This is a genomic window from Streptomyces sp. NPDC002785, assembly GCF_040295565.1.
Lineage (GTDB): Bacteria > Actinomycetota > Actinomycetes > Streptomycetales > Streptomycetaceae > Streptomyces.
Map to the genome: position 1 here is coordinate 19,152 of NZ_JBEOVN010000046.1, position 23,285 is coordinate 42,436.

A 23,285-nucleotide genomic window follows, 5' to 3' on the forward strand; every position below is an offset into this window, starting at 1 on the left:
GTGCATGTTCGAGCACTGCGTGATCGTTCGGGAACATTTCTCTGTCATATTTCAGCAGCTTTCGAAATGCGCCCGGGGCATGCGCCCCCATCGCGACTAGCGTCCTCGATCCATGGGACACCTGGACCACGCCACCTTCGGCTGGCTGACACCTGCGCTTTCGTACGCGATGGCATGCATCGGCGCGGCACTCGGACTGAGCTGCACCGTCCGGGCACTCGACACAACCGGCCGTTCGCGCCGCAACTGGCTGATCACGGCCGCATCCGCCATCGGCTCGGGCATCTGGACGATGCACTTCATCGCCATGCTCGGCTTCGGTGTGACCGGCACCGACATCCGCTTCAACGTGCCGCTGACCCTGCTCAGCCTGCTCGGCGCCATGGTGGTGGTCGGCGGCGGCGTCTTCGCCGTCGGTTACAGCCGCGACCGGACCAGGGCACTGCTGCTCGGCGGCTTCGCCACCGGACTCGGCGTCGCCAGCATGCACTACCTCGGCATGGCGGCACTCCGTCTGCACGGCACGATCCAGTACGACCCGCTGCGGGTCGTACTCTCCGTCGCCATCGCTGTCGCAGCCGCCACGGCGGCGCTGTGGGCAGCTCTCAACATCAAATCGTCCCGAGCCGTTGCGCTGGCCTCCCTCGTCATGGGCGCGGCGGTCAGCAGTATGCACTACACCGGAATGCTGGCGGTCTCCGTGCAGGTCGCGCCCTCCGGAAGGGAACTCCCAGGGGCCACGACCATGCAGTTCATCTTTCCCCTGGCTGTCGGCCTCGGCTCGTACCTCTTCCTGACCTCGGCGTTCGTGGCGCTCTCCCCGACGGCCGGGGAACGCGCCGCCTACGTCTTCGCCGAACGCACCGCGGGACCCGCCGAAACGGGCTCATCCGCAGCCGCACCACACGAATTCACCAAGCGCGGGCCTGTCTTCCGGGCACGACGTGGCGACGTGAGTGACCACGGCGTATCGCCCGCCACCACGCCCTGACGCCCCTGTACCCAGCCGGCCGGCACTGCGACACACCCAGCTCCACACCCGGAACGAGGAGGCCATGCGCCCACCCCGCACGACCCCAAAAACCGGTGCGACGGCCGCCGCCCGGCCCCCCGCCCCAGCGGCGCGCGGACGCCGCGCGCACGCGGGCCCGCCGGCCGACGAGAGTGCCGAGCATGACGTAGCGCTGCCGGCGCACAACGCATCCGCGCCGCGCGGACGGCGGACGCTTCGTCCCGGAACCGTACGCGCGAAGATCATCTCGCTGCTGATGGTGCCGGTCGTCTCGCTGCTCGCCCTGTGGGGTTTCGCCACGGTCACCACTGCCCAGGACGTGGCACGGCTACGCCAGTTGCAGCAGGTCGACGACGAGGTCCGGGCTCCGATATCCACCGCCGTCGCGGCACTCCAGAGCGAGCGCCGGGCGGCCATGCTCCAGTCCGCGGCCCCCAGCAGCGCCCGGGCCGCCGCGCTGGAGCGCCAGACCAAGCGCACCGACACCGCGCTCGCCGCCCTGCGCCTCGACAGCCGCCACACCATCGCCGACACCGGCAACCTGCCACCCACCGTCGCCGAACGGCTCGACCGGTTCCTCGGCCTCACCCATCGACTGCGCGCCGACAGGAGCGATGCAGGCGACGAGAACGCCGTGTACGACCAGTACACCGCGGCCGTGTCCGCGGCCTTCGGCGTCTGTGGCGCCCTCACCGGAATTCAGGACGACGCACTCGGCTCCGACGCCCGAGTCCTGCTCGAACTCTCCCGCGCCGACGAGATGCTGGCCCGCGAGGATGCCCTGCTGGCCACGGCCGCTCGCACCGGAACGCTCAAGGGCGGCCAACTGCGCCTGTTCACCGGAGCGGTGGATTCCCGAAGGAACCTCATGGAGACCGCGGGCGCAGATCTGCCCGCCACCGAGCGGGCCACCTGGCAGAGGCTCACCGCCGGGGACGCCTACCGGCAGATCCAGACCGCCGAGGACAAGGTGCTCGCCGCGCCCGCCGGACGCGAGGCCGCGAAGGCAGTGGCCGCTGCCGACTGGGAACAAGCAGCGAACCGTGTACGGAGCGAGCTGCGCACCATCGACACCACGCCAGGCCAACGCGCCGCCGACCGGGCGAACCCGCTCGCCCGAGGACTCTTCAGCCCGTCAGGAGCCGCAGTCCTCTTCGGCTTTGTCGCCGTCGCCGCCTCACTGGTGATCTCCGTGCGCATCGGCCGCGGGCTCGTCGTCGAACTCGTCAATCTCCGCAACAGCGCTCTGGAGATCGCTCGCCGTAAACTGCCGCGCGCCATGCAACGGCTACGGACGGGCGAGGAACTCGACATCGGGGCCGAGGCCCCGCACGGCCCGGCCGCCCACGACGAGATCGGCCAGGTCGGCGAGGCACTCGGAACAGTGCACCGGGCAGCCCTCAGTGCCGCCGTCGAACGGGCCGAACTCGCCGACGGCATCTCCGGAGTCTTCGTCAACCTCGCCCGCCGCAGCCAGGTGCTGGTCCACCGTCAGCTCAACCTCCTCGACAGCATGGAGCGCCGCGCCGACGATCCCGACGAGCTCAGCGATCTCTTCCGGCTGGACCACCTCACCACCCGGATGCGACGGCACGCCGAGAGCCTGATCATCCTGTCCGGTGCGGCGCCGGGACGGGCCTGGCGGATGCCCGTACCGCTGACCAACGTCGTACGCGCAGCCGTTTCCGAGATCGAGGACTACGCCCGCGTGGAGGTACGGCAACTGCCCGACGCCGCGGTGAAGGGCACGGCCGTCGCCGACCTCACTCACCTGTTGGCCGAACTCATCGAGAACGCCACACAGTTCTCACCGCCACATACCAAGGTGCGCGTCAGCGGCGAGCCCGTGGGCAACGGCTACGCCCTGGAGATCGAGGACCGCGGCCTGGGCATGGGCGGCGAACTCCTCGGCGAGGCAAACCGGCGCATCGAGCAGGCGGAGCCCCTCGACCTCTTCGACAGCGACCGGCTCGGCCTCTTCGTCGTCAGCCGGCTCTCCGTACGCCACCACATCAAGGTTCAGCTGCGCACCTCCGCGTACGGCGGGACGACCGCAGTGGTTCTGCTGCCAACGGAACTGCTGCAGACTGCACTTCCGGCGGCCGAGGCGCCGGCCGCGCCGGGGAACACCTCGGTCGAGCGCCGGGACGACCGGGACCGTCCGTCCTTCGGACCCGGACCCCGTGCGGTGAGGCCGCGGACCACTGCCTTCCCGGCGCCGGTACCGGTACCCGGGCTCGAGTCCCGTACAGAGCCCGCTGCCGCGGTCACCTCGCTGCGCGGGCGTACGGGCGGAATGGACGAGCACAAGGCCAAGGCCATCTCGGCAGAGCAGCGCGACGACGGCGCCCTGCCACGCCGTGTGCGGCAGGCCAACCTCGTTCCGCAACTGCGCGAGGAGTCCCGCCCCGACGATCTGCCACGCGGCGACCCGAATGACACGGGCCGACCCCCGGAGCGCACGCCCGAGCAGGCCCGGGACCGCATGACCGCCTACCGCAACGGCTGGGTGCGCGGCAGCGGCACCGTCCCCGGCACACCCTTGCCCCACCCGGGCACCACCGACCCCCGTCCACGCAGCGAAGGAGACCATGCATGATCGCGAACGAGAGCGCCGGGGTATGTCAAACCTCGGGTGAACTCGACTGGCTGCTGGACGATCTGGTGGCACGGGTCGGCGAGGTCCGTCACGCCGTCGTGCTCTCCGGCGACGGCCTCGCGGTGGGTGCCTCCAGCGCCCTGAGCCGTGAGGACGCCGAGCATCTGGCCGCCGTGGCCTCCGGATTCCACAGCCTGGCCAAGGGCGCGGGGCGCCATTTCCGGGCCGGGAACGTACGCCAGACCATGGTGGAGATGGACGAGGGGTTTCTGTTCGTTGCGGCAGCGGGCGCCGGATCGTGCCTCGCCGTACTCAGCGCGGCCTTTGCCGACATCGGACTGGTGGCCTACGAGATGGCTCGGCTCGTCAAACGTGTCGGTGAGCATCTTCGTACCCCGCCGCGGTTCGCCGCACCCCCGTCGGCTGTTGGCTGAGAAGGGCGGAGACGGCCGTGTCCATGACCGACGAGGGCCCGGGAGGCATCCCGCGGACCCCGGGCCCGCACGCACGTCCGGGCAGCCAGTGGTACGACGCCGAAGCCGGCCCGCTGGTCCGCCCGTACGCCGTGACGGGCGGCCGGACCGAACCGGGCCCCACCGGCGTGCACTTCGATCTGATCGCGCTCGTCACTTCCGACGACAACGCGCCGGACGGCTCCGAGGGATCCCTGCTCGGTCCCGAGCACCGAGCCCTGCTCACCCTCTGCCGGTCGGAGACCCAGTCCGTCGCAGAGCTCTCCGCAGATGCCGACCTTCCGGTTGGAGTCGTACGCGTACTCCTCGGCGATCTGCTCGAAGCCGGCTATGTACGCGTCAGCCGCCCCGTACTGCCCGCACAGCTGCCGGACGAACACATCCTCCGCGAGGTGATCAACGGTCTACGGGCTCTGTAGGGGTACTTCGGTGACGCGGCCAGGCAGCGAGCGGAGGACGCGGGCCTCTCTCCTCGCCGCGGAGGGAGGGGAGGAGAGAGGCCCGCACTCATCGCCCGTACGGTTCCTCCGGGTCAGACATTGACCCCGTAGTCGGATGCGATACCGGCCAGGCCCGAGGCGTAACCCTGGCCGACCGCACGGAACTTCCACTCTGCGCCGTGCCGGTACAGCTCGCCGAAGACCATGGCGGTCTCGGTCGAGGCATCCTCGCTGAGGTCGTAACGGGCCAGCTCGACGCCGTTCGCCCGGTTCACCACGCGGATGAATGCGTTACGGACCTGGCCGAAGCTCTGCCCGCGGCTCTGCGCGTCATGAATGGAGACCGGAAAGACTATCTTGGCGACATCCGCCGGGACGGCCGCCAGGTCCACGTTGATGGACTCGTCGTCGCCCTCGCCCTCACCGGTCAGGTTGTCGCCGGTGTGCTGGACCGAACCGTCCGGGCTTGTCAGATTGTTGTAGAAGACGAAGTGCAGGTCGGAGAGGACCTTGCCGGCATCCGAGCACAGCAGCGCACTCGCGTCCAGGTCGTGATCCGCGCCCGTCGTCGTCCGAACGTCCCAGCCCAGGCCGACCGTCACTGCGGTCAGGCCGGGCGCCTCCTTCGACAAGGAGACGTTGCCGCCCTTGGCCAGGGTCACACCCATGAACTTCCTCCAGTGATTCAGTGATTCAGTGTTGCGTTGATCGACGCTTCTTCGGCCGTCACCCGGGTCAACGACGATGCCACGCCCGTGGTTCCCTTGATTGCGCAAATCCTGAAGTGGTGGCGGGGAGGGGAGCCGTACGTTGGTGAGCCGGTGCCTCATGAGCGCGGCTCGGTACTGGGGCTCGCATAGGTCTCCTTCGTGGTCTTCGCCTCACTCTTCAGGATCTGCATGGATTTGCCCAGGGCGCGAGCCGTGTCAGGCAGCTTTTTCGAGCCGAACAGTGCGATCACCGCAATTGCCGCAATCAGTAGGTGTCAGGGTTCGAGGCCGTTGCGCAACATTTGTGTCCTGCCCTTCCTTTCGGTGTCCTGGCCGGTGTTTCCGCTCGGCGTTCGCGGGCAGTGCTTCAGGCTGGCTGTGGCAGGTCCGGTGATCCAGCCGAAAAGCGATACTTGCTGCGTTGCGCAATTGTGCAATCAGGGGGTGGCGGAGCACGTCTTCCACCATGGAGGCCGGACGGACGGGGTGGCCGATGACAGGAAGTCACAAGACAGCAGCCGACAGACGAAGGGGCAGTCGACTGCGACGAACAGCCATGTTCGGGCTGTCGTTCCTCGTGCTGCTCGTCGCAGGCGTCGGGTCGGCCTACCTCAAACTGAACGGGATCGACACCTTCAGCGCGGACGGGATCTCGGGCGACCGGCCGCCCGGCTCGTCGAACGGGCAGAACGTCCTGGTCATCGGATCGGACTCGCGCTCGGGCGACAACCGCAAGCTGGGCGGCGGCACGGGTGCGGTGGGACGCTCCGACACCGCATTCCTTCTCCATGTGTACGCCAACCACAAACACGCGGTCGCGGTGTCCATTCCCCGTGACTCCCTGGTCGATATCCCGGCCTGCAAGAAGCCGGGCGGCGATTGGACCGCGCCGCAGCACGACGTGATGTTCAACGGAGCGTTCTCGGTCGGAGAGACGGCCGAGGGAAACCCGGCCTGCACCCAGAACACCGTCGAGCACCTCACCGGCCTGCGTGTCGACCACACCGTCGTCATCGACTTCGCCGGGTTCTCCGCACTGACCTCGGCCGTCGGGGGCGTTCCGGTGTGTCTGCCCCAGGACATCTATCAGCGCGACCTCAGCCCGAAGCGGTCCACGCGGGGCGCCCGGATCTTCGCGAAGGGCCCACAGACCGTCTCCGGGCAGCGAGCACTCGACTACGTCCGGCTCCGGCACGGCATCGGTGACGGCTCGGACATAGGTCGGATCAAGCGCCAGCAGGCATTTGTGGCCTCCCTCATCAAGAAGGTCAAGTCCCGGGGGCTGAACCCCACTGCACTGCTGCCCCTCGCCGACGCGGCTACCGATGCGATGACCGTCGACCCCGGGCTCGGGTCGGCCGACCGGCTTCTGTCATTCGCCATGTCGATGAAGAACATCGACCTGCACAACACCAAGTTCGTCACTGTCCCCTGGCGTTACGAGGGCTCGCGCGTCGCGATACTCGAACCGGACGCCGACGCGCTCTGGGCAGCGCTGAAGGCCGACCGTACGGTCGACGGCCAGGACGCCAGCGGCAGGGGATCGGTCAAGGACAAAGGGGCGGCGAGCGACGGGGCATCGCCCGCGGTCGCTGCCACGGTCTCCGGCACGGGCATCAGCATCGCCGTCTACAACGGCACCACGGTCACGGGGCTCGCGGCCCAGGCCACCGAACTCCTGCGCGCCCGAGGCTTCACCGTGACCACCACGGCCACTGCGAGCAGCCAGGACTACGCCTCGACCGTCATCGAGTACGGACCGGGCCTGCGGAACGAGGCAGAGACCATCGCACGGCTCTTCGCCGGAGCCCGGACGGCCGCGTCCGACGCCGCCGGAATCCAGGTGATCCTCGGCAGTTCCTACGTCCAGAACCCATCGTTCGCACCCGAGAGGCCGGCCCCCTCCGCCGTGCCGTCCACCGTCGCCGACGGAGCGCGGTCGGCCGACGACGACCCGTGCGCGGACCTCTCGTACGGCTGACCCTCCCGCAGTGGTGGGAAGGCCCGGTACTCGTGCCGGACTCCACGGTGTCGATGTGCGAGCGGGTCACGAGAATCTCCACTTCCGTTCGTAGCGGGCACGGGCCGCCCGCAGTCCGTATGCGTACAGGGCCAGCACCGTTGCAAGCAACAAGTAATAGAGCGGTGGCAGCGCGCTCATGCCCAGCAGCGGACCGACTGGGGTGAGCGGCAGCAGCAGGCCGACCACCGCAAGGCCGGACGCTGCCGCCCGCAGCGGGCCGCCGCTGTGGCCCTCGGCAGTGCGGCGGCCCGTGCGGAGCAGCAGCATCACCAGAGCCTGGGTGAGCAGGTTCTCGGTGAACCAGCCGGAGTGGAAGGCTTCCTGCCCGCCCGACGTCGCCGAACCGCGCAATGTGTAGGCCAGCACGGCGAACGTCGCCAGGTCCGCGGTGGCGTTCAGCAGACCGAAGCCCGTGATGAAGCGGAGGAAATCGCGCGGGCGCAGCACCGTGGGCCGCCGCAGCACCGCGGGTGCGGGCCGGTCGAACGCGAAGGCGAGCTGCGCCACGTCGAAGCACAGATTCTGCACCAGGACCTGTGCCGGAAGCATCGGCAGGAACGGCAGCATCAGCCCCGCGGCGAGCATCGCGATGACGTTGCCGAGGTTCGACGAGAGCGTGATGCGCAGATACGTGGCGATGTTCCCGCTGCAGTGCCGACCGGCCGTGATCGCATGATCGATGGCCGCGAGGTCCTTCTCGGCAAGCACCACATCGGCGGTTTCCCGCGCCACGTCGACCGCGTTCCGTGGGCAGATGCCGACATCGGCCGCGTGCATTGCGGGTAGATCGTTGACGCCGTCGCCCAGGAATCCGGCGGTGTGCCCGAAGGTACGCAGCGCCGAGACGATCCGGGCCTTTTGCTCGGGCGTACAGCGGGCGAAGACGGTGGCCCGGTCGGCGGCTTCCGCGAGCTCCCCGTCCGACAGCGCGTCGATCCGTTCCGCGGAGACGACCTCGCCCGGATCGAGACCCAGATCCCGGCAGGCACGGGCGACGGTCCCCGGATCGTCGCCGGTGAGGACCTTCACGGCGACACCCCTGTGCTGCAGCACGTCCAGCGCTTCCGCGGCGCTCGGCGTGAGCGCGTCCCGCAGTGCGATGAACCCGAGGAAGGCCAGTCCCCGTTCGTCGGCGGTCGTGTACGAACCGAGCCGGGCGGGCCGATCGATCCGGGCCACCGCGAGCAGCCGCAGACCGTTCGAGGCCTCGCGGGCGGCCAGGGCCCTCAGCCGGTTCCGTTCGGCATCGTCCAGGGCACAGCGGTCGAGCACCGCTTCCACTGCTCCCTTCGTGACGACGGTGTGGGTGCCGAGCCTCCCGGGGCTGCGGATGACCGCAGTGGCGAGGCGCCGCACCGGATCGAACGGCAACGCGGCCACCCCGTCGTATGCGGACAGCGCCTCCTCCTGCTCCTCGGTGGCGTCCAGAACCGCCTCGTCCAGTGCGTCGGGGGCGGGCAGATCAGCGAGCTGCAGCGTCCACAGTGCGTTCACCGCGGCCCAGTGCAGCACCTCGGGATCGGACCGGCCCGCACCGTTCAGCGACCGTTCGACGACCGGTCGGTCCTGGGTGAGCGTTCCGGTCTTGTCCAGACACAGCACATCGATCGCACCGAGATCGTGCAGAGCGGGCAGCCGTTTGACGATCACCCCGTGGTTCCGGGCGAGCAGCGAAGCACCCCTGGCCAGCGCTGTCGTGACGATCACCGGCAGCATCTCCGGAGTCAGCCCGACCGCCACGGCGACGGCGAACGGCAGCGTCTCCAGACCGCGGCCGCGCAGTGCCGCGTTGGCCATCAGCACCAGGGGCGGGGTGAGCAGCATGAACCGGATCAGCGTCCAGGAAATCCCCTGCACCGAACGGTTGAAGGCACTGGTGCCCCGGCGGCGTGCCGAAGTGTCCTGCGCGGCGGCGAACCGGGTGCGCGCACCCGTGGCCGTCACCACCGCCGTGCCACTGCCCGACGCCACGCTGCTGCCCTGGAAACACAGCTCGGGTCGCGCGAACAGCCCGGCCTCGCCACCGGGCCCGGCGTCGGCGGTGCGGTGTCGGTCCGGAGCATCGACGGGCTGTTTGGCGACCGGCACCGACTCGCCCGTGAGGGCCGACTGATGCACAGTCAGGCCGCTCGCGCGCAGCAGCCGCACATCGGCAGGCACGAGATCTCCCGGACCGAGTCTGATCACATCGCCCGGCACCAGCTCCCCGACCGGCATCTCGCGTGCCTGTGGCGCGGCATCCGGGCCGGTGCGGCGCAGCACGGTCGCGGTGGTCGCCACCAACTCCCGAAGCGCGGCCGTCGAACGGTCGGCTCGATGCTCCTCCGCGGAGCGCAACAGACAGCTGACGACCACGAGCGCCAGAGTCACGGCAGCGGTGCCCCACGAGGCCACCGCTGCCGAGACCAGACCCAGACACAGGAGCACCGAGGTGAACGGATCCCGCAGGCTGCGTATGAAACGGCGGGGCCAGGAGACCGGACGCCAGGCCGGCAGGGTGTTCTCGCCGAACCGTGCCAGCCGTTCCTCCGCCTGTCCCTCCAGCAGCCCGCGCGGCCCGCTGTCCAGCGAGCGGAGAACCTGCAAGGAGGTCGGTGCGGCAACCGGGGAAGCGGGCGGCGCGATGTCAGGGGCGGCGCTCCGGCCGACCGACGCGCCCGCTATCGGCACGACGACGGCGGACGACTCGTCAGGATCGGTGCTGCCGGGACCTGCGGCGGCACTGCCCTCAGGCACCGAGCTCACTGAGGCGTACAGGGTGCGCGGGCGCGTGTCCGGCGCGTTCGGCGAGCTGGCCGACCATCAGCCGGACGACGGTCACCACGTCGGGGTCGTCGACCAGGTACACCTGCCGACGGCCTTCGCGGCGCGACCGTACGAGACCGGCCAGTTTCAGCTTGGTCAGATGTTGGCTCACCGAAGGAAGGGTGCCGCCCACCCGGTCCGCGAGGCCGGTCACATCGCTCTCGCCCTGGGCCAGGGCCCACACGATGTGCAGCCGCGCAGGCGTCGCCAGCAGGCCGAAGGCGGCTGCCGCCTCCACCAGTACCTCCGCGGGCGGATCCTCGAAACCGCCGTCGGCAGCTGTCGACACTCTTGCTCTCCCTGTCCGCGTGGGCCATGCCTCGCACCCGAAAGCACCCAGTGTAAGCGCCGCACTGCTGCCGTCCGTGGGCCCATGCGTTTGTGAGCGGCCTGTGTGCCCACGACCGGGAACGGGAGACGCAGTCAGTCGGACGCATCGGATTGTGGACTCATCCGGGCAGTCAGTGAGCGGGAACGATCACATCGCTAAAAAAGCGATCCCGCCCCACGGGGCAGGTTCTCTTTTGCCATGCTGTCGCCGTACTCATGCTGACGGTTCACGGAATCCGAGCCCTTCAAGACAGCTCTGACCTGCGTATTCAGCGTCTTGGGACTCACTGGTGAGAGAAGTGATCGATGCCTTCCGAGCACGCTGACAACACCCACGGGGCGACGGCCGGGGAGGCCGCGGAGACCGATGCCCTTGCACTGAAGATATTGGTCGCCGGAGGCTTCGGGGTCGGAAAGACGACACTGGTCGGTGCGGTCAGCGAGATCCGACCGCTGCGGACGGAGGAACTCCTCAGCGAGGCCGGACAGTCGGTCGACGACACCGACGGGGTCGATCAGAAGACCACGACGACTGTCGCCATGGATTTCGGACGCATCACCATCCGGTCCGGTCTTTCGCTCTATTTGTTCGGCACACCTGGACAGGACCGTTTCTGGTTCCTGTGGGACGAGCTCTCCCAAGGGGCGCTCGGGGCCGTCGTCCTCGCCGACACCCGACGTTTGGCGGACTGCTTCCCGGCTGTCGACTACTTCGAGCACCGCGGCATCCCCTTCGTCGTAGCGGTCAACTGCTTTGCGGGCGCTCGCGCCTACGGCGAACGCGAGGTGTCCCGTGCCCTCGATCTCGACCTCGGCACGCCCGTCGTGCTGTGTGATGCGCGCGACCGGGACTCCGGCAAGGAAGTCCTGATCCGTATGGTCGAATACGCCGGCCGGATGCACACCGCCCGGCTCCTCGACTCGGTGAGCTGATCCTCCCGGCGCACATCGGTTGCGCGCCAAGAGGCCAGGACCAAGCCACATGACCGAGGAGTGCTTGCCCGTACGTGACCAGTGCGCGAGGCTTACGCGAAACGTGGGGCACGGGGAACGCATGAGCGGGGAGGAGCGGGTAAATGGCGCTGGACAGGGAACTCGACTGGCTCCTTGACGATCTCACGAGCAGGGTCGAGCACATACGGCACGCGTTGGTGCTGTCGAACGACGGACTGGTGACCGGAGCGAGTACAGCCCTGGCGCGTGAGGACGCTGAACATCTCGCAGCGGTCTCGTCCGGGCTGCACAGCCTCGCCCGCGGATCGGGACGCCACTTCCGCGCAGGGAAGGCCCGGCAGACCATGGTGGAATTCGACGAGGCAATGCTCTTTGTGACGGCCGCAGGGGAGGGCAGCTGTCTGTGCGTGCTGAGCGCGGCCGAAGCGGATGTCGGCCAGGTCGCGTACGAGATGACGTTGCTCGTGAACAGAGTCGGAGAGCATCTCGGTGTCGCCGCGCGGCAGGCGGGAAGCGAAGGAAACAAGCGGACCTGACCCGGCCACGGGAGTTATCCACAGGCCGGGCGGACGATGTCTCTCCCGCGTTACGGTGCTCACAGAGAGTAATTGAGCCTCACGGGGGAGAACATCGTGACTGTTACCGAAGCTGTGTGTACGAAGACCGCAAGTACGGTGGCTGTGGGCACGGCAGCCCAGGAACTTCATCTGAAGCGCGGCGAGTTCGCCATTGCTGTACATGTGGGTCTGGTCCGCGTGATGGTGCAGCGGGGTGGCGGAAGGCCGAGGGTCCGCCGGGAGGAGGTCGACCGGCTGCGGTCGCAGGACGGGTTCCCTGAAGCGCTGCAGGAGCGGGTGCACACCGTCGGGACGGCGGAAGGCGCCCAACTGCTCGGGATGAGTCCGGACCGTTTCACCAAGCTGGCCCGTGCGGGATGCCTCACGCCGATCACGTTCTATCTCAACCGGTACCGTGCGGTGGTCTGGCTTTATCTGGCGCGGGAGCTTGCGGAGTTCGCCGCCAGGGAGCCTCAGCTCCTGGTGGGGAAGAGCCCGGCCTGGCTGCGCAGTCGTTTGGAGGGAGGTGCCGACTGCCGTGCGCGCAACTGGCGCTCGCGCCGCGTCGAACGGCTGCTGAGTCTCACGGAGGACCCCTGGGTCCGCGCGGCCGTGCTCGCGGGCACGCTGGACCCGGTGCAGTTGGCAGAGGTGGTCGACGATCCGTACGAGCGTGCCTACCTCGCCAGGATCCGGCTCGAACCGGTCTTCTGGCCAACGGGGTCGCCTTCTGCGAGGGAGACGATGGAGTGCCTGATGCGGGCCGACGAACCGGACGAGATGTTGTGCCGGCGGCTCGGCCTGATCATGGAGGTGGACAACGCCCGGGAGACCCGGTCTGCTCCGCGTCCGGGCGACGATTGGCACCCCGGCCCCGGGAACGGGCTCGAGAGCGGGCATGAACCTGAGCCCGAACCCGTCGCTGAGCCCGAACCTGCCTCGGTGTCTGGTCCCACCCAGGTCTGCGAACCCACTCAGGTCTTCGGCCACGCTCCGGCGTCCGAGCCCGCATCAACCTTCGTTCCCGTACGCGATTTTGACCCGGTACGTGATCCGGCGCCCGATCCTGAACGTGTGCCGACAGCGGTGCCGGAAGCCGCACTTGGGCTGTTTGCCCGGCTCGGTCTGCGCAGGCGCGCATCCCGGCGTCCTTGCCGTTAAACAACTCGCGCGCGGAGAACGGCACCGGCATCCTGACCTACATGCTGATCAGGGAAGCCACTGCCGAGGACTGGCCCGCCATCTGGCCGTTCTTCCACGAAATCGTTGCCGCGGGCGAGACCTTCACCTACCCGCTCGATCTCGGTGAGAGCGACGCCCGCTCCTGGTGGTTCCTCAAGTCACCGAACCGCACGATCGTCGCAGTCGACGACGACGGGACCATCCTCGGCACGGCAAAGATGAACAACAACCACATGGGCAACGGCGCGCACATCGCCAGCGCCAGCTACATGGTCGACCCCAAGCGTTCCGGGCAGGGTGTGGGCCGGGCTCTGTGCGTGCACACGCTGGAATGGGCTCGCTCATCGGGGTTCCGAGCCATGCAGTTCAATGCCGTGGTGGAGACGAACACCTACGCTGTCCGGCTCTACCGCGCGCTCGGCTTCGAAATTCTGGGAACCCTGCCCGAGGGGTTCAATCATCCGAATCAGGGCTTCGTCGGACTGCACATCATGTACCGCCCTCTGTGACATCCGCACTGTTCGTCATGGCTCAACCATTGGTTATGCGGGTCCAGTTGTGACTTCGTGTGCTGGGGCGGGTGCGCGGGCACCCCCCGTCGCCCGCGCCGTCCGAGGCCACGCCGTCGAAGGCGCCCGCGGAGAGCGCCACGCCCAGCGAGGCAGCTTCAAAGTCCGCCCCCGCCGCGGCGTCCCGGAGCTCCATCGCGCCGGACCTGGCCGAGACGGGGTCCTCGTCCGCCACCCCGGTCATCGGAGGAGCGGCTGTGGCCGACCTGCTGGCCGGCGGCGGCATCATGTGGTCCGTGCGCGAGCGTCGTACCGCACACCACTGACATAGACCAGTGGTCCTGGCGCAGGAATGTGCCAGAACCACCGGTCGAGGGGTGTGTCGCCCCGCGCGCAGCGACACGCCCTTCTGTGTTCTCGTCACACCTGCTCCTGCCCCTGCTCCGCGGGCGGCAACGGGGGAGTGGGGGTGGGCGGCCCCGACGGCCCGATTTCGCACCAGACGGCTTTCCCTTCGCCGTGAGGCTCGATGCCCCAACGGGCGGCGACGGCATCCAGGAGCAGCAGACCTCGCCCCGATGTCGCGGTCTCGCCCGGGCTGCGACGTCTCGGCCACACGCTCGAGCGGTCCTGAACCGACAGCCGGACCCGCCGGACGGGCTCGGGCAGCACCTCCAGAGTGAGTACCGCCCCACCTTCCGTGTGCAGAAGCACATTTACCAGCAGTTCCCCGGTCACCAGCTCGGCGTCGTCGGCGAATTCGGCCATGTCCCAGTCGGTGAGGGCCTGACGCACTATGGTGCGGGCGTCGGACAGCCCCTCCGGGTCCGCCTGGTGGACGTACTGGTGCAACCGCGGAGCCCGAGGGGACCCAGGTTCCGGGCTGCGCCGCAGTACCAGCAGGGCGACATCGTCTCCCGAACCCCAACGCTCCCACAACCGGTCCGACAGATGATCAGCCAGTGCCTGGGCGCCCACGGGCCCCGCGCTGACCTCGTTTATCAGATCCTGCACGCCTGTATCGACATCGACTCCCGGTTCTTCCACAAGTCCATCGGTGTACAGGACAAGGGTTTCGCCCGGTACCAGGTCGAGACGGGTCTCCGGAAACTCCTCGTCCTCGAAGTCGGTCGAAATGCCCAGGGGGAGACCGCCCCGCACCTGGGGGTTGCTGACCCGGCCGTCCATGTGCCGGATCAGCGGTCCGAAGTGCCCGGCGCGCACCACACGCACGGTTCCCGAGGCGAGATCGACCTGGGCGTACGTACACGTTGCGAAGCGTTCCGTGTCCAGCTCGGCGAGGAAGCGCGAAGCCCGGGCCAGCACCGTCGCCGGAGGATGCCCCTCGCCGGCGTACGCGCGCAGGGCGATGCGCAACTGGCCCATGATGGCGGCGGCATGCGTGTCATGGCCCTGCACGTCACCCACGACGATACCGAAGCGAGTCATCGGCAGCGCGATCACGTCGTACCAGTCACCGCCGACCTGGCGTCCGCTCCAGGCCGCGTGATAGCGCACGGCTATCTCGCCGCCCTCGATCTCCTGGATCCGCCGCGGCAGCATGGCCGACTGAAGGCCGGTGGCGAATTCGCGCTCCTCGTCGAAGAGCGTCGCCCGCTGCAGGGACTGGGCCACGATGGCAGCCAGCCCCAGACACAGATTGCGCTCATCAGCGTTGAAAATCGTGTTCTCGCGGTAGAAGAGTGCCAGGGTGCCGAGGGAACGCGCCTGGGCGACGAGCGGCAGGTAGGCGGCCGCACGGAATTCCAGCCGCCCTGCGTAGGGAGTCAGCACGGGATAGCGGCGGACGAGTCCCGGGACCGAGGTCAGGAACCGGGGGCGGCCGCTGAGAATTGTGTCGGCCAGAGGGTACCTCCGGTCCAGCCCCGCGGATCCGAGCTCGTCGATCGCCTCCAGTGGGTCGCCGCTCAGGACGATGACGTTCAGCTTGGCGTTCTCGATCAGGCCGAGTGCGAGGCCATCCGCGCCGAGCCGGTCCAGCCCACCCGGTCCGGTGAGTGCGGCGGTCACATCATCCACGGTCACCGCACGCGACAAAGCACTCGTTGTGCGTTCAACAATGCTGGTCTGGCGCTGTCGCCGTTTTTCCAGGTCCAGCACGAAGGTCGAATGGGTGACCTCCGCCGTCGCGTCCCGTACCACCCCGACGACCCGGTGCGCCCGGCCGTCATCGCCGCGCAGTATCCGCGCCTGGACATGAGTCCACTGGTCCCTGCCGTCGTCGAGCGGTACCCGGAAGTGAACACTGTACGAGTTGCGCCCGCCCTCGATCGCCTCGTCGACAGCCGCATTGAGTCGGGTCCGCTCCGAAGGTTCGAGCCGTTCCACCAGGGCTTCGGGCCGTGAGTCGAAGGTCAGTGGGTCCAGGCCGAAGACCAGCAGGCCCGCTTCGTCGATGTCGAGCGTGTGGGCATCCATGTCCCACTCGAAACTGCCCGTCCGATTCATGGCAAGCCGCTGCGCCGTCGCGGTCTCGCCGTTGCGCGTCTTCTCGATCAGCGGGCGGGACGGGACGGGTGTACTCGGTTGCCGGTCGTGATCGGTCATTCCTGCTCCGGAGGTCTTCCGACGGGGCAGCCGGGCGGCGCGGCCCGTACGGAGTGTCTCAATTGTCGAACCGGTTCCGGCAGGCTGCCACAGCGGACGTCCGGCAAAATCCGGGCCGAGGGCCGGTCCGGGTGGCCTCTGTACCCCTGCTGCCCGAGCCCGGGACCCGCCCCGCAGAATGGCAGCGGAAGATCGTCCGCGATCGGCGGGCGATACGGCACAGGGGCTGACCGGAGCGCATTCATGAACCACGAGGATCCCGTCCTGCTGCACACCGAGGGACGCATCCGACACATCACGCTCAACCGCCCGCGCGCCCTGAACGCGCTGAACCACGCCATGGTGCTGCGCATCGACGAAGCACTCGCCGAGGCCGAGCTCGACGACACCGTCACCGCGGTCCTCATCACCGGTGCGGGGGAGCGCGGCCTCTGTGCAGGCGGCGATATCCGCTCGATCCACGAGGACGCCCGCGCGGGCGGCGGCACATCAATGGACTTCTGGCGTGACGAGTACCGGCTCAACGCCCGTATCGCCCGATTCCCCAAGCCGTATGTCGCGATCATGGACGGTATCGTGATGGGCGGTGGCGTCGGTGTCTCGGCCCACGGCGACGTCCGTATCGTCACCGAACGCTCGCGCATCGCCATGCCCGAGACCGGCATCGGCTTCGTCCCCGATGTGGGCGGGACATACCTGCTCGGTGCCGCGCCCGGTGAGCTCGGCACTCATCTGGCGCTCACAGCGGATGCGGTCGGCGCGGGTGATGCGCTGCTGTGCGGGCTCGCCGACCACTTCGTACCGTCGCAGCTCCTTGCCGAGCTCACCACGGCCCTCGCCGCCTGCGGTAAGGCTGCCGAGATCGAGGAGACGGTACGGCGGTACGCCTCACCCGCGCCGAACGGTGAACTGGCGGCGCACAGCGAGTGGATCGATTCGTGCTACCGGGCCGATTCTGTCGAGGAGATCCTCGATCGCCTCGACAACAGCGGTGTCCCCGCCGCCAAGCAGGCTGCCGAGACGATCCTGGCCAAGTCGCCCACCGCGCTCAAGGTGACACTCTCCGCCCTGCGCAGGGCCCGCAGGCTCGACAGTCTCGAGGCGGTGCTCGATCAGGAGTACCGGACTTCGTGCACCGCTTTCACCAGGCCCGACCTTGTGGAAGGCGTGCGTGCCCAGATCATCGACAAGGACCGCAATCCGCGGTGGAGTCCGGCGGATCTGGCCGAGGTCTCCGAGGCCGATGTGGCGCTCTTCTTCGCCCCGCTGGGCGACCGAGAACTCGGTCTGGCTTCCGGTTTCCGGACGACGGACTGAGCGGACGAAGACGGACCGATGCAGGCCGAGGCGGATGGAGACGGAACTGAGACGGACCGGGACTGCGGAGACCGGTTCAGAGATCGTTGGGGCCGGTGACGGTACGGAACGGGATGCCGAGGAGGTTGGCCGCGGCCTTGAGATCCTTGGCGCGGTGGCCGGTGCAGAGAGTCCAGTGGTGGCCGATGCCGGTCGCGGACCAGGCGTCGGTCCACTCGCCGGGGTCGAAGCCGAAGTCGACGCGGGAGGTGGTGTTACCGATCTCCAGCAGGGGTCCCGGGACGACTTCGCCCTCGGAGGCGATGAACGTAAAGGTGCCGTCCGCCTCCTGACCGATACCGAACGTGGTGACCGGACCATGCTTGACGTCGAACTCGACGCTGACGCCCCACCCGCGTTTGCCGTGGTACACGCCCAGCCCGCGCAGCAACGGATCCTTGGCGCCGATCGCGAGGTGGGCGGGGCCGTCGTGGCCCATCTCGACCACCCGGTCGCGGAAGTTGAGGGCCTGGAGCTCGGTGAAGGAGCCGCCGGCGCCGATGGTGTCGGCGATCAGCATGGCGAGGCTGGTGCGCAGCTCGTACTCCCCGGCCATCGGGATGCCTCGGGCGGTCAGCAGCGACGCGCCGAGGATCATGCCCGCGCCGAGCCGCTCATGGATCTCGCCCTCAAGTCCGCGGTGGTAGTAAGCGAGGCTGTCGAGCTCGAAGTCCTCGACGAGCCGGTCCAGTCCGACCGACACCCGGGCGGCCCAGGCGAGATCGTCCTCGTCGACGGAGTCGTCGAGGGTGAAGACCGTACGAGTGAGCGCAACGCGTTCGCCGGCCTCCTCGTCCGTCACGGCGGCGACACGGACCCGCAGGTCGTCGAATTCGAGGACTTCGACGTGTCCGCCGAACTGGGTGGAGATCAGCGTCATATCGGTGGAGACATCGAGCATCCCTGGGTAAAGATGCCCCATCAGCCCGTGCCGGCCATGGCGCATCACGCCGCGCACCTGCGCCGCGGAGACCCAGCGGCGGATCCGGTTCCAGGCGTTCTCGTCGTGCAGATGGCCGGAGACGGAGCGGAAGGGGATACCGCTGCGCCGGAACACGTTGGCGACCTCCGGCAGCGGGCACTGTCCGCAGTACGCCAGCCACTTGCCCGTGTCGGTGTTCGGGTGGTCCATCGCCTCGGTCGGCTGGAGGTCGATGACCAGTACCGGAGTGCGGGTGCGCTGGGCGATCGGCAGGACCATCGAGGCCGTGAGGTACGTCGTCAGGAACGTCACGACGATGTCGCAGTCGGCCCTGCGCAGCTGTTCCGCCGCCTTGGCGGCCTCCTGCGGGTCGGAGATGAAGCCGGCGTCGACGACCTTGCAGCCCATCTCCTCGAACCGCCCGGTCACGAAGCGCGCAGATTCCTGCAACTGGTCGAGGAGACCGGGGAACTGCGGCCAGTACGCACCGAGTCCACCGGAGACCAGGCCGACACGGGTACGGCGACGCGTTGTGCGGGCGAGCACGCCGTCGAGCACGGTGGGAGAGACATCAGTCATGAGTTTCCATACCTTTCTTCGTGGGTTGATCGCGGTCATTCGTAAGATCGGGACACCCAGGGATGCCGGGTGTGGCTGTCATGCGGGTGCCGCGTTCGTGGCTTGGAAGGATTGGCCGCCCGGCATCCTGCGACGGCTCGCCGGCGTCGCTGGACTCGCTCCCGTCCCCCGCGACTCGGGCAAGGTCAGCGGCAACCTGCGCAGGCCCAGACGCTACAGCCGCCGACTCCTGCGGATGTTCTACCTCTCCGCCCAGGTCGCCGCGGTGCACTGCCCCCAGTCCAAGACCTTCTACCAGCGCAAACGCGCCGAGGGAAAGTCCCACAAGCAGGCCGTCCTCGCGCTGGCCAGACGCCGCCTGAACGCGCTCTGGGCCCTGATACGCGACCACCGGACCTTCGAGGCCGTCACCGCCAGCCCCGCCGCCACAGCGGCATGACCCAGTCACAAGGCGTCACCGACGGGGGGTTGACAACGTCATTGGGAATCCTTCCTTCGTCATCCATTGAGTACCCGGGCTTCCACAAAGGGGCCCGGGCTCCCGGTCGGGGTGTCCAGGACTCAGGCCGGCTCCAGCCTTGCGACAGCCCGGTCCCAGGCCCGCTGATCTCCCTGAGGGGTGTAGTGGCGCAATTCCTGCGTCTGCGCGACGAGTCGTCGCATGTCCATGAGGTCGCCCACCAGGCCATGGGCGCGTGCCTGCAGAAGGATGTTCCCGAGCGCGGTCGCCTCGGCGGGACCGGCCGTGACCGGGAGGCCGGTGGCATCCGCGGTCCACTGGCACAACAGCTCGTTGCGTGAACCCCCGCCGACGAGGTGGATCCGGGTCAGCTCCCGCCCCGCAAGACGGGCGGCCTCCCGCAGCGTCCTGCGATGCGCCAGCGCCAGGCTCTCCAGCACACATCGCACGTACCCGCCGGGAGTGTCGGGCGGTTTCTGTCCGGTGCGGACAAGATGGGCGTCGATGCGCGACGGCATGTCACCCGGCGCAAGGAACGATTCGTCGTCGGGGTCGATCACCGCAGCGAACGGCCGGGCACGGGCCGCCTCTGCGAGCAGTCCGGCCAGGACCGGAGCCGTTCCCTTCCGGCTCCAGGCACGGCGGCACTCCTCCAGCAGCCACATGCCCATGATGTTGCGGAGATAGCGGACGGTGCCGTCCACCCCGCGCTCATTGGTGAAGTTCGCCGCCCGGGACTCCTCCGTCAGTACCGGAGCCGTCAGCTCCAGCCCGGCCAACGACCAGGTACCACAGGACACATAAGCGAATCCGGGCTCGGCCGCGGGCACCGAGACGACCGCCGACGCCGTGTCGTGCGAGGCGACGGTCGTCACCGGTGTCCCGGCCGGCAGCCCGGTGTACGCCGCGACATGCGGCAACAGCGTCCCGGCCGCGTCACCCGGCTCACGCAACGGCGGAAACCAGGAACGCTCCAGACCCAGCCGGCCGATCAGCGCATCGGACCAGGTCCCGGCAGATGCATCGAACAGACCGGTCGTCGACGCGTTGGTGATCTCCGCGCCGACCGTGCCGGTCAGCCAGCGCACCAGCAGATCAGGGATCAACAGCATTGTCCGTGCCGCCCCCCACTGGGCACTCGCACGATGCGCGGCGAGTTGGAACACCGTATTGAACGGAAGATGCTGCAACCCGCTGATGGCATACAGCTCCCGAGCCCCGCATTCGGCCAGCACCTGCTCGGCCGCCTTGCCGTTACGGCTGTCACGGTAGTGGAACGGCAGCCCGAGCAGTGCCCCGTCGGCATCGAGAAGGCCGTAGTCGACCGCCCAGGTATCGATGCCGACCGAAGCGATCGGACCACTGCGCGCAGCGGTCCGAAGACCGTCCAGCATCCCCTGGTACAGAGCGAGCACGTCCCATCGCAGCCCGTCCGGCAGCCGGACCGGGATATTGGGGAAGCGATGCGCCTCGGTCAGCACGAGCTTCCCGGGCCCGGCCCGGCCGGTGATCACCCGGCCGCTGCCGGCACCGAGGTCCACGGCCGCGAAGACCGCGTCGCTTCGTGACGTCACAGACATGGAACTCTCATCCGGGTCATCGCAGGAACGCCGCCGCCACACCGGCGTCGACGGGAATGTGAAGACCGGTCGTGTGCGTGAGGTCCCCGCCGGTCAGCGCGAAGACGGCGTTCGCGACATGCTCCGGGAGCACCTCGCGCTTGAGGAGGGTCCGCTGGGCGTAGAACTCGCCGAGCTTCTCCTCCTCGATTCCATACGTCGCCGCACGCTGGGCCCCCCAGCCGGCCGCGAAGATCCCCGAACCACGCACCACTCCGTCGGGGTTGATGCCATTGACCCGGATCCCGTGCTCGCCCAACTCGGCTGCCAGCAGCCGAACCTGGTGAGCCTGATCGGCCTTGGTCGCCGAGTAGGCGATGTTGTTCGGGCCTGCGAACACCGCGTTCTTCGACGCGATGTAGACGATGTCGCCGCCGAGGTTCTGCGCCCGCATCACTCTGGCGGCCTCACGCGAGACCAGGAACGAGCCACGCGCCATGATGTCGTGCTGACGATCCCAGTCCCCGGCCGTGGTTTCGAGCAGCGGCTTCGAGATCGAGATTCCGGCATTGTTCACGACGAGATCCACACCGCCGAACGCGAGCACCGCCGCCTTGAACGCCCCGGCGATCTGCTCCTCACTGGTCACATCGACCGTCACCGCGACAGCCTTGTCGGGCCCGCCGAGCTCCTGCGCCACCGAGGCGGCGTTCTCCGCGTTCAGGTCCGCGACGACGACACACGCTCCCTCCGCGACCAGTCGGTGGGCGATGGCCTTGCCGATACCGGACCCCGCACCGGTGACGAGCGCCACCCGGGTGGCCAGCGGCTTGGGCTCGGGCATCCGGCGCAGCTTGGCCTCCTCCAGCTCCCAGTACTCGATCCGGAACTTCTCGGACTCCTCGATCGGCGCGTACGAGGAGACGGCCTCGGCGCCGCGCATCACATTGATGGCGTTGAGGTAGAACTCCCCGGCAACCCGGGCAGTCTGCTTGTCCTTGCCGAAGGAGAACATGCCGACTCCGGGCACCAGCACGATCGCCGGGTCCGCGCCGCGCATCGCGGGGGAGCCGGGGGTCGCGTGACGCTCGTAGTACGCGCGATACGCCTCCCGGTACTCCCCGTGCAGCTCCTTCAGGCGTGCCGCCGCCTCGTCCAGCGTGGCGTCCGCAGGCAGGTCGAGGACCAGCGGGCTGACCTTCGTACGGAGGAAGTGGTCCGGGCACGAGGTGCCGAGCGAGGCGAGCCGCGGGTGTGCGGCACGGGAGAGGAAGTCCAGCACAGGCTCCGTGTCGGTGAAGTGGCCCACCTGCGGACGGTCGGTTGAGGCCAGGCCGCGGATCAGCGGGGCGAGCGCGGCGGCGCGCTCCCCGCGCTGCTCCTCGGGGAGGGCCTCCCGGCCCGTCCACACGGGGCCGAACGGCTCCGCCTCGCCCTGCTCCTGAAGGAATGCCTCAGCGGTGCGGATCATCCAGAGCGCGTTGTGCTCGCACTCCTCGGACGTCTCGCCCCAGGCCGTGATGCCATGGCCGCCGAGGACCACACCGACGGCCTGCGGGTTTGACTCCTTGACCGCGGCGATGTCCAGACCGAGCTGGAACCCGGGCCTGCGCCAGCCCACCCAGGCCACCTTGTCGCCGAAACACTCCGCGGTGAGCTTCTCACCGTCGGTGGAGCACGCCAGCGCGATCCCCGAGTCCGGATGCAGATGATCGACATGCGCGGCCTCGACCAGTGCGTGCATCGCCGTGTCGATGGACGGAGCGGTGCCGCCTTTGCCATGCAGGCAGTAGTCGAACGCCGACACCATCTCGTCCTCGCGCTCCACCCCCGGATACACGTTCTTGAGCGCGCGCACCCGGTCCAGGCACAGCACGGCGAGACCGGCCTCGGTCAGCGTGCCGAGATCACCACCGGACCCCTTGACCCACAGCAGCTCGGTCTCGCCGCCCGTGACCGGGTCGGTGCCGGAGGCCTTGACCGATGTGTTGCCACCTGCGTAGTTGGTGTTGCGGGCGTCGGAGCCGATCCGGTGGGCGCGCTCCAGGAGCGCGGCGACTTCGGCGTGGGTCGCGGACGTCATGAGAATCCTTCGGTGTCGGGGATCGGGCTGAATCGGTCGGACGGGCGCACAGGGAGGGGGCGGGGGCTCAGAGCCTGTCGGGTGGCTGATCATGCGTGATGCGTGACGGTCGTGATCTGCCTTCCGGGCATGGCGACGGCCCCGGAATGATCACGTGGTGTGTG

General features: G+C 68.6%; 18 protein-coding genes and 2 pseudogenes. 12 read left to right on the top strand and 8 right to left on the bottom strand.

Going from position 1 to position 23,285, the window contains the following annotated elements; genetic code table 11:
* The first annotated feature begins 112 nt into the window (after positions 1-112).
* The 4 genes from ABTZ94_RS14190 to ABTZ94_RS14205 all read left to right on the top strand — a co-directional run bounded on the left by ABTZ94_RS14190 (position 113) and on the right by ABTZ94_RS14205 (position 4,503).
* A complete protein-coding gene (locus ABTZ94_RS14190) occupies positions 113-991 on the top strand; it encodes an MHYT domain-containing protein (protein WP_351200857.1) in 879 nt (292 codons plus the stop codon).
* Positions 992-1,055: 64 nt separating this feature from the next.
* Positions 1,056-3,611: a sensor histidine kinase gene (locus tag ABTZ94_RS14195; protein WP_351200859.1), complete on the top strand. Its 2,556-nt coding sequence runs from the start codon at positions 1,056-1,058 to the stop codon at positions 3,609-3,611.
* Positions 3,608-4,045, top strand: a complete 438-nt coding sequence (locus ABTZ94_RS14200) for a roadblock/LC7 domain-containing protein (RefSeq protein WP_351200861.1) — start codon at positions 3,608-3,610, stop codon at positions 4,043-4,045. The genes ABTZ94_RS14195 and ABTZ94_RS14200 overlap by 4 nt, the downstream gene beginning before the upstream one ends.
* A 23-nt stretch (positions 4,046-4,068) precedes the next feature.
* Positions 4,069-4,503: a DUF742 domain-containing protein gene (locus tag ABTZ94_RS14205; protein WP_351200889.1), complete on the top strand. Its 435-nt coding sequence runs from the start codon at positions 4,069-4,071 to the stop codon at positions 4,501-4,503.
* Positions 4,504-4,616: 113 nt separating this feature from the next.
* Here the strand turns inward: ABTZ94_RS14205 and ABTZ94_RS14210 are convergent, their stop codons facing one another.
* Entirely contained in the window at positions 4,617-5,192 is a 576-nt protein-coding gene (locus tag ABTZ94_RS14210; RefSeq protein WP_189280859.1) for a TerD family protein, read from the bottom strand.
* 158 nt (positions 5,193-5,350) lie between these two features.
* Positions 5,351-5,485, bottom strand: coding sequence for a twin-arginine translocase TatA/TatE family subunit (locus tag ABTZ94_RS14215; RefSeq protein ID WP_502967241.1), 135 nt, complete (start codon positions 5,483-5,485; stop codon positions 5,351-5,353).
* A 242-nt stretch (positions 5,486-5,727) separates the two neighbouring features.
* Here ABTZ94_RS14215 and ABTZ94_RS14220 point away from each other — a divergent pair, with 242 nt between their 5' ends.
* A complete protein-coding gene (locus ABTZ94_RS14220; RefSeq protein WP_502967242.1) occupies positions 5,728-7,215 on the top strand; it encodes an LCP family protein in 1,488 nt (495 codons plus the stop codon).
* Positions 7,216-7,281: 66 nt separating this feature from the next.
* Here the strand turns inward: ABTZ94_RS14220 and mgtA are convergent, their stop codons facing one another.
* Complete coding sequence (mgtA, locus tag ABTZ94_RS14225; protein WP_351200866.1) at positions 7,282-10,002, bottom strand: magnesium-translocating P-type ATPase; 2,721 nt, start codon at positions 10,000-10,002, stop codon at positions 7,282-7,284.
* Positions 9,986-10,351 carry an ArsR/SmtB family transcription factor gene (locus ABTZ94_RS14230; protein WP_351200868.1) on the bottom strand — a complete coding sequence of 122 codons (366 nt, stop codon included), beginning with the start codon at positions 10,349-10,351 and terminating at the stop codon, positions 9,986-9,988. The genes mgtA and ABTZ94_RS14230 overlap by 17 nt, the downstream gene beginning before the upstream one ends.
* 347 nt (positions 10,352-10,698) lie before the next feature.
* Here ABTZ94_RS14230 and ABTZ94_RS14235 point away from each other — a divergent pair, with 347 nt between their 5' ends.
* The 5 genes and pseudogenes from ABTZ94_RS14235 to ABTZ94_RS14255 all read left to right on the top strand — a co-directional run.
* Positions 10,699-11,325, top strand: coding sequence for a GTP-binding protein (locus ABTZ94_RS14235; RefSeq protein ID WP_351200870.1), 627 nt, complete (start codon positions 10,699-10,701; stop codon positions 11,323-11,325).
* Positions 11,326-11,468: 143 nt separating this feature from the next.
* Positions 11,469-11,882 (top strand): roadblock/LC7 domain-containing protein, encoded by a 414-nt coding sequence (locus ABTZ94_RS14240; protein ID WP_351200872.1) that lies wholly within the window; start codon positions 11,469-11,471, stop codon positions 11,880-11,882.
* 96 nt (positions 11,883-11,978) lie between these two features.
* Complete coding sequence (locus ABTZ94_RS14245; protein WP_351200874.1) at positions 11,979-13,064, top strand: DUF6397 family protein; 1,086 nt, start codon at positions 11,979-11,981, stop codon at positions 13,062-13,064.
* A 41-nt stretch (positions 13,065-13,105) separates the two neighbouring features.
* Complete coding sequence (locus tag ABTZ94_RS14250; protein ID WP_351200893.1) at positions 13,106-13,594, top strand: GNAT family N-acetyltransferase; 489 nt, start codon at positions 13,106-13,108, stop codon at positions 13,592-13,594.
* 83 nt (positions 13,595-13,677) lie between these two features.
* Positions 13,678-13,920 (top strand): annotated as a pseudogene (locus tag ABTZ94_RS14255) (LAETG motif-containing sortase-dependent surface protein); the annotation flags it as partial.
* A gap of 94 nt (positions 13,921-14,014) precedes the next feature.
* Here ABTZ94_RS14255 and ABTZ94_RS14260 read toward each other — a convergent pair.
* Positions 14,015-16,162 carry a SpoIIE family protein phosphatase gene (locus tag ABTZ94_RS14260; protein ID WP_351200876.1) on the bottom strand — a complete coding sequence of 716 codons (2,148 nt, stop codon included), beginning with the start codon at positions 16,160-16,162 and terminating at the stop codon, positions 14,015-14,017.
* A gap of 243 nt (positions 16,163-16,405) precedes the next feature.
* On the opposite strand from ABTZ94_RS14260, the gene ABTZ94_RS14265 reads away from it, so the two are divergent.
* Entirely contained in the window at positions 16,406-17,479 is a 1,074-nt protein-coding gene (locus ABTZ94_RS14265; protein ID WP_351200878.1) for an enoyl-CoA hydratase/isomerase family protein, read from the top strand.
* 76 nt (positions 17,480-17,555) lie between these two features.
* Here the strand turns inward: ABTZ94_RS14265 and ABTZ94_RS14270 are convergent, their stop codons facing one another.
* Positions 17,556-19,019 (bottom strand): L-fucose/L-arabinose isomerase family protein, encoded by a 1,464-nt coding sequence (locus tag ABTZ94_RS14270; RefSeq protein WP_351200880.1) that lies wholly within the window; start codon positions 19,017-19,019, stop codon positions 17,556-17,558.
* A 133-nt stretch (positions 19,020-19,152) separates the two neighbouring features.
* On the opposite strand from ABTZ94_RS14270, the pseudogene ABTZ94_RS14275 reads away from it, so the two are divergent.
* Positions 19,153-19,458: pseudogene (locus ABTZ94_RS14275) on the top strand (transposase); the annotation flags it as partial.
* 122 nt (positions 19,459-19,580) lie between these two features.
* Here the strand turns inward: ABTZ94_RS14275 and ABTZ94_RS14280 are convergent.
* Together ABTZ94_RS14280 and ABTZ94_RS14285 are read right to left on the bottom strand one after the other, a co-directional pair.
* The gene (locus ABTZ94_RS14280) at positions 19,581-21,059 is read right to left on the bottom strand and encodes a rhamnulokinase (protein WP_351200882.1); all 1,479 of its coding nucleotides are present in this window, start codon (positions 21,057-21,059) and stop codon (positions 19,581-19,583) included.
* Positions 21,060-21,075: 16 nt separating this feature from the next.
* Positions 21,076-23,121 (bottom strand): bifunctional aldolase/short-chain dehydrogenase, encoded by a 2,046-nt coding sequence (locus tag ABTZ94_RS14285; RefSeq protein WP_351200884.1) that lies wholly within the window; start codon positions 23,119-23,121, stop codon positions 21,076-21,078.
* Positions 23,122-23,285 lie beyond the last annotated feature (164 nt).

Bases quoted from the DNA above. Each gene is read 5' to 3' on its own strand.
- ABTZ94_RS14190 (WP_351200857.1), top strand. From the start codon at position 113: ATGGGACACCTGGACCACGCCACCTTCGGCTGGCTGACACCTGCGCTT.
- ABTZ94_RS14195 (WP_351200859.1), top strand. From the start codon at position 1,056: ATGCGCCCACCCCGCACGACCCCAAAAACCGGTGCGACGGCCGCCGCC.
- ABTZ94_RS14200 (WP_351200861.1), top strand. From the start codon at position 3,608: ATGATCGCGAACGAGAGCGCCGGGGTATGTCAAACCTCGGGTGAACTC.
- ABTZ94_RS14205 (WP_351200889.1), top strand. From the start codon at position 4,069: ATGACCGACGAGGGCCCGGGAGGCATCCCGCGGACCCCGGGCCCGCAC.
- ABTZ94_RS14210 (WP_189280859.1), bottom strand. From the start codon at position 5,192: ATGGGTGTGACCCTGGCCAAGGGCGGCAACGTCTCCTTGTCGAAGGAG.
- ABTZ94_RS14220 (WP_502967242.1), top strand. From the start codon at position 5,728: ATGACAGGAAGTCACAAGACAGCAGCCGACAGACGAAGGGGCAGTCGA.
- ABTZ94_RS14235 (WP_351200870.1), top strand. From the start codon at position 10,699: ATGCCTTCCGAGCACGCTGACAACACCCACGGGGCGACGGCCGGGGAG.
- ABTZ94_RS14240 (WP_351200872.1), top strand. From the start codon at position 11,469: ATGGCGCTGGACAGGGAACTCGACTGGCTCCTTGACGATCTCACGAGC.
- ABTZ94_RS14250 (WP_351200893.1), top strand. From the start codon at position 13,106: ATGCTGATCAGGGAAGCCACTGCCGAGGACTGGCCCGCCATCTGGCCG.
- ABTZ94_RS14260 (WP_351200876.1), bottom strand. From the start codon at position 16,162: ATGACCGATCACGACCGGCAACCGAGTACACCCGTCCCGTCCCGCCCG.
- ABTZ94_RS14265 (WP_351200878.1), top strand. From the start codon at position 16,406: ATGAACCACGAGGATCCCGTCCTGCTGCACACCGAGGGACGCATCCGA.
- ABTZ94_RS14270 (WP_351200880.1), bottom strand. From the start codon at position 19,019: ATGACTGATGTCTCTCCCACCGTGCTCGACGGCGTGCTCGCCCGCACA.
- ABTZ94_RS14280 (WP_351200882.1), bottom strand. From the start codon at position 21,059: ATGTCTGTGACGTCACGAAGCGACGCGGTCTTCGCGGCCGTGGACCTC.
- ABTZ94_RS14285 (WP_351200884.1), bottom strand. From the start codon at position 23,121: ATGACGTCCGCGACCCACGCCGAAGTCGCCGCGCTCCTGGAGCGCGCC.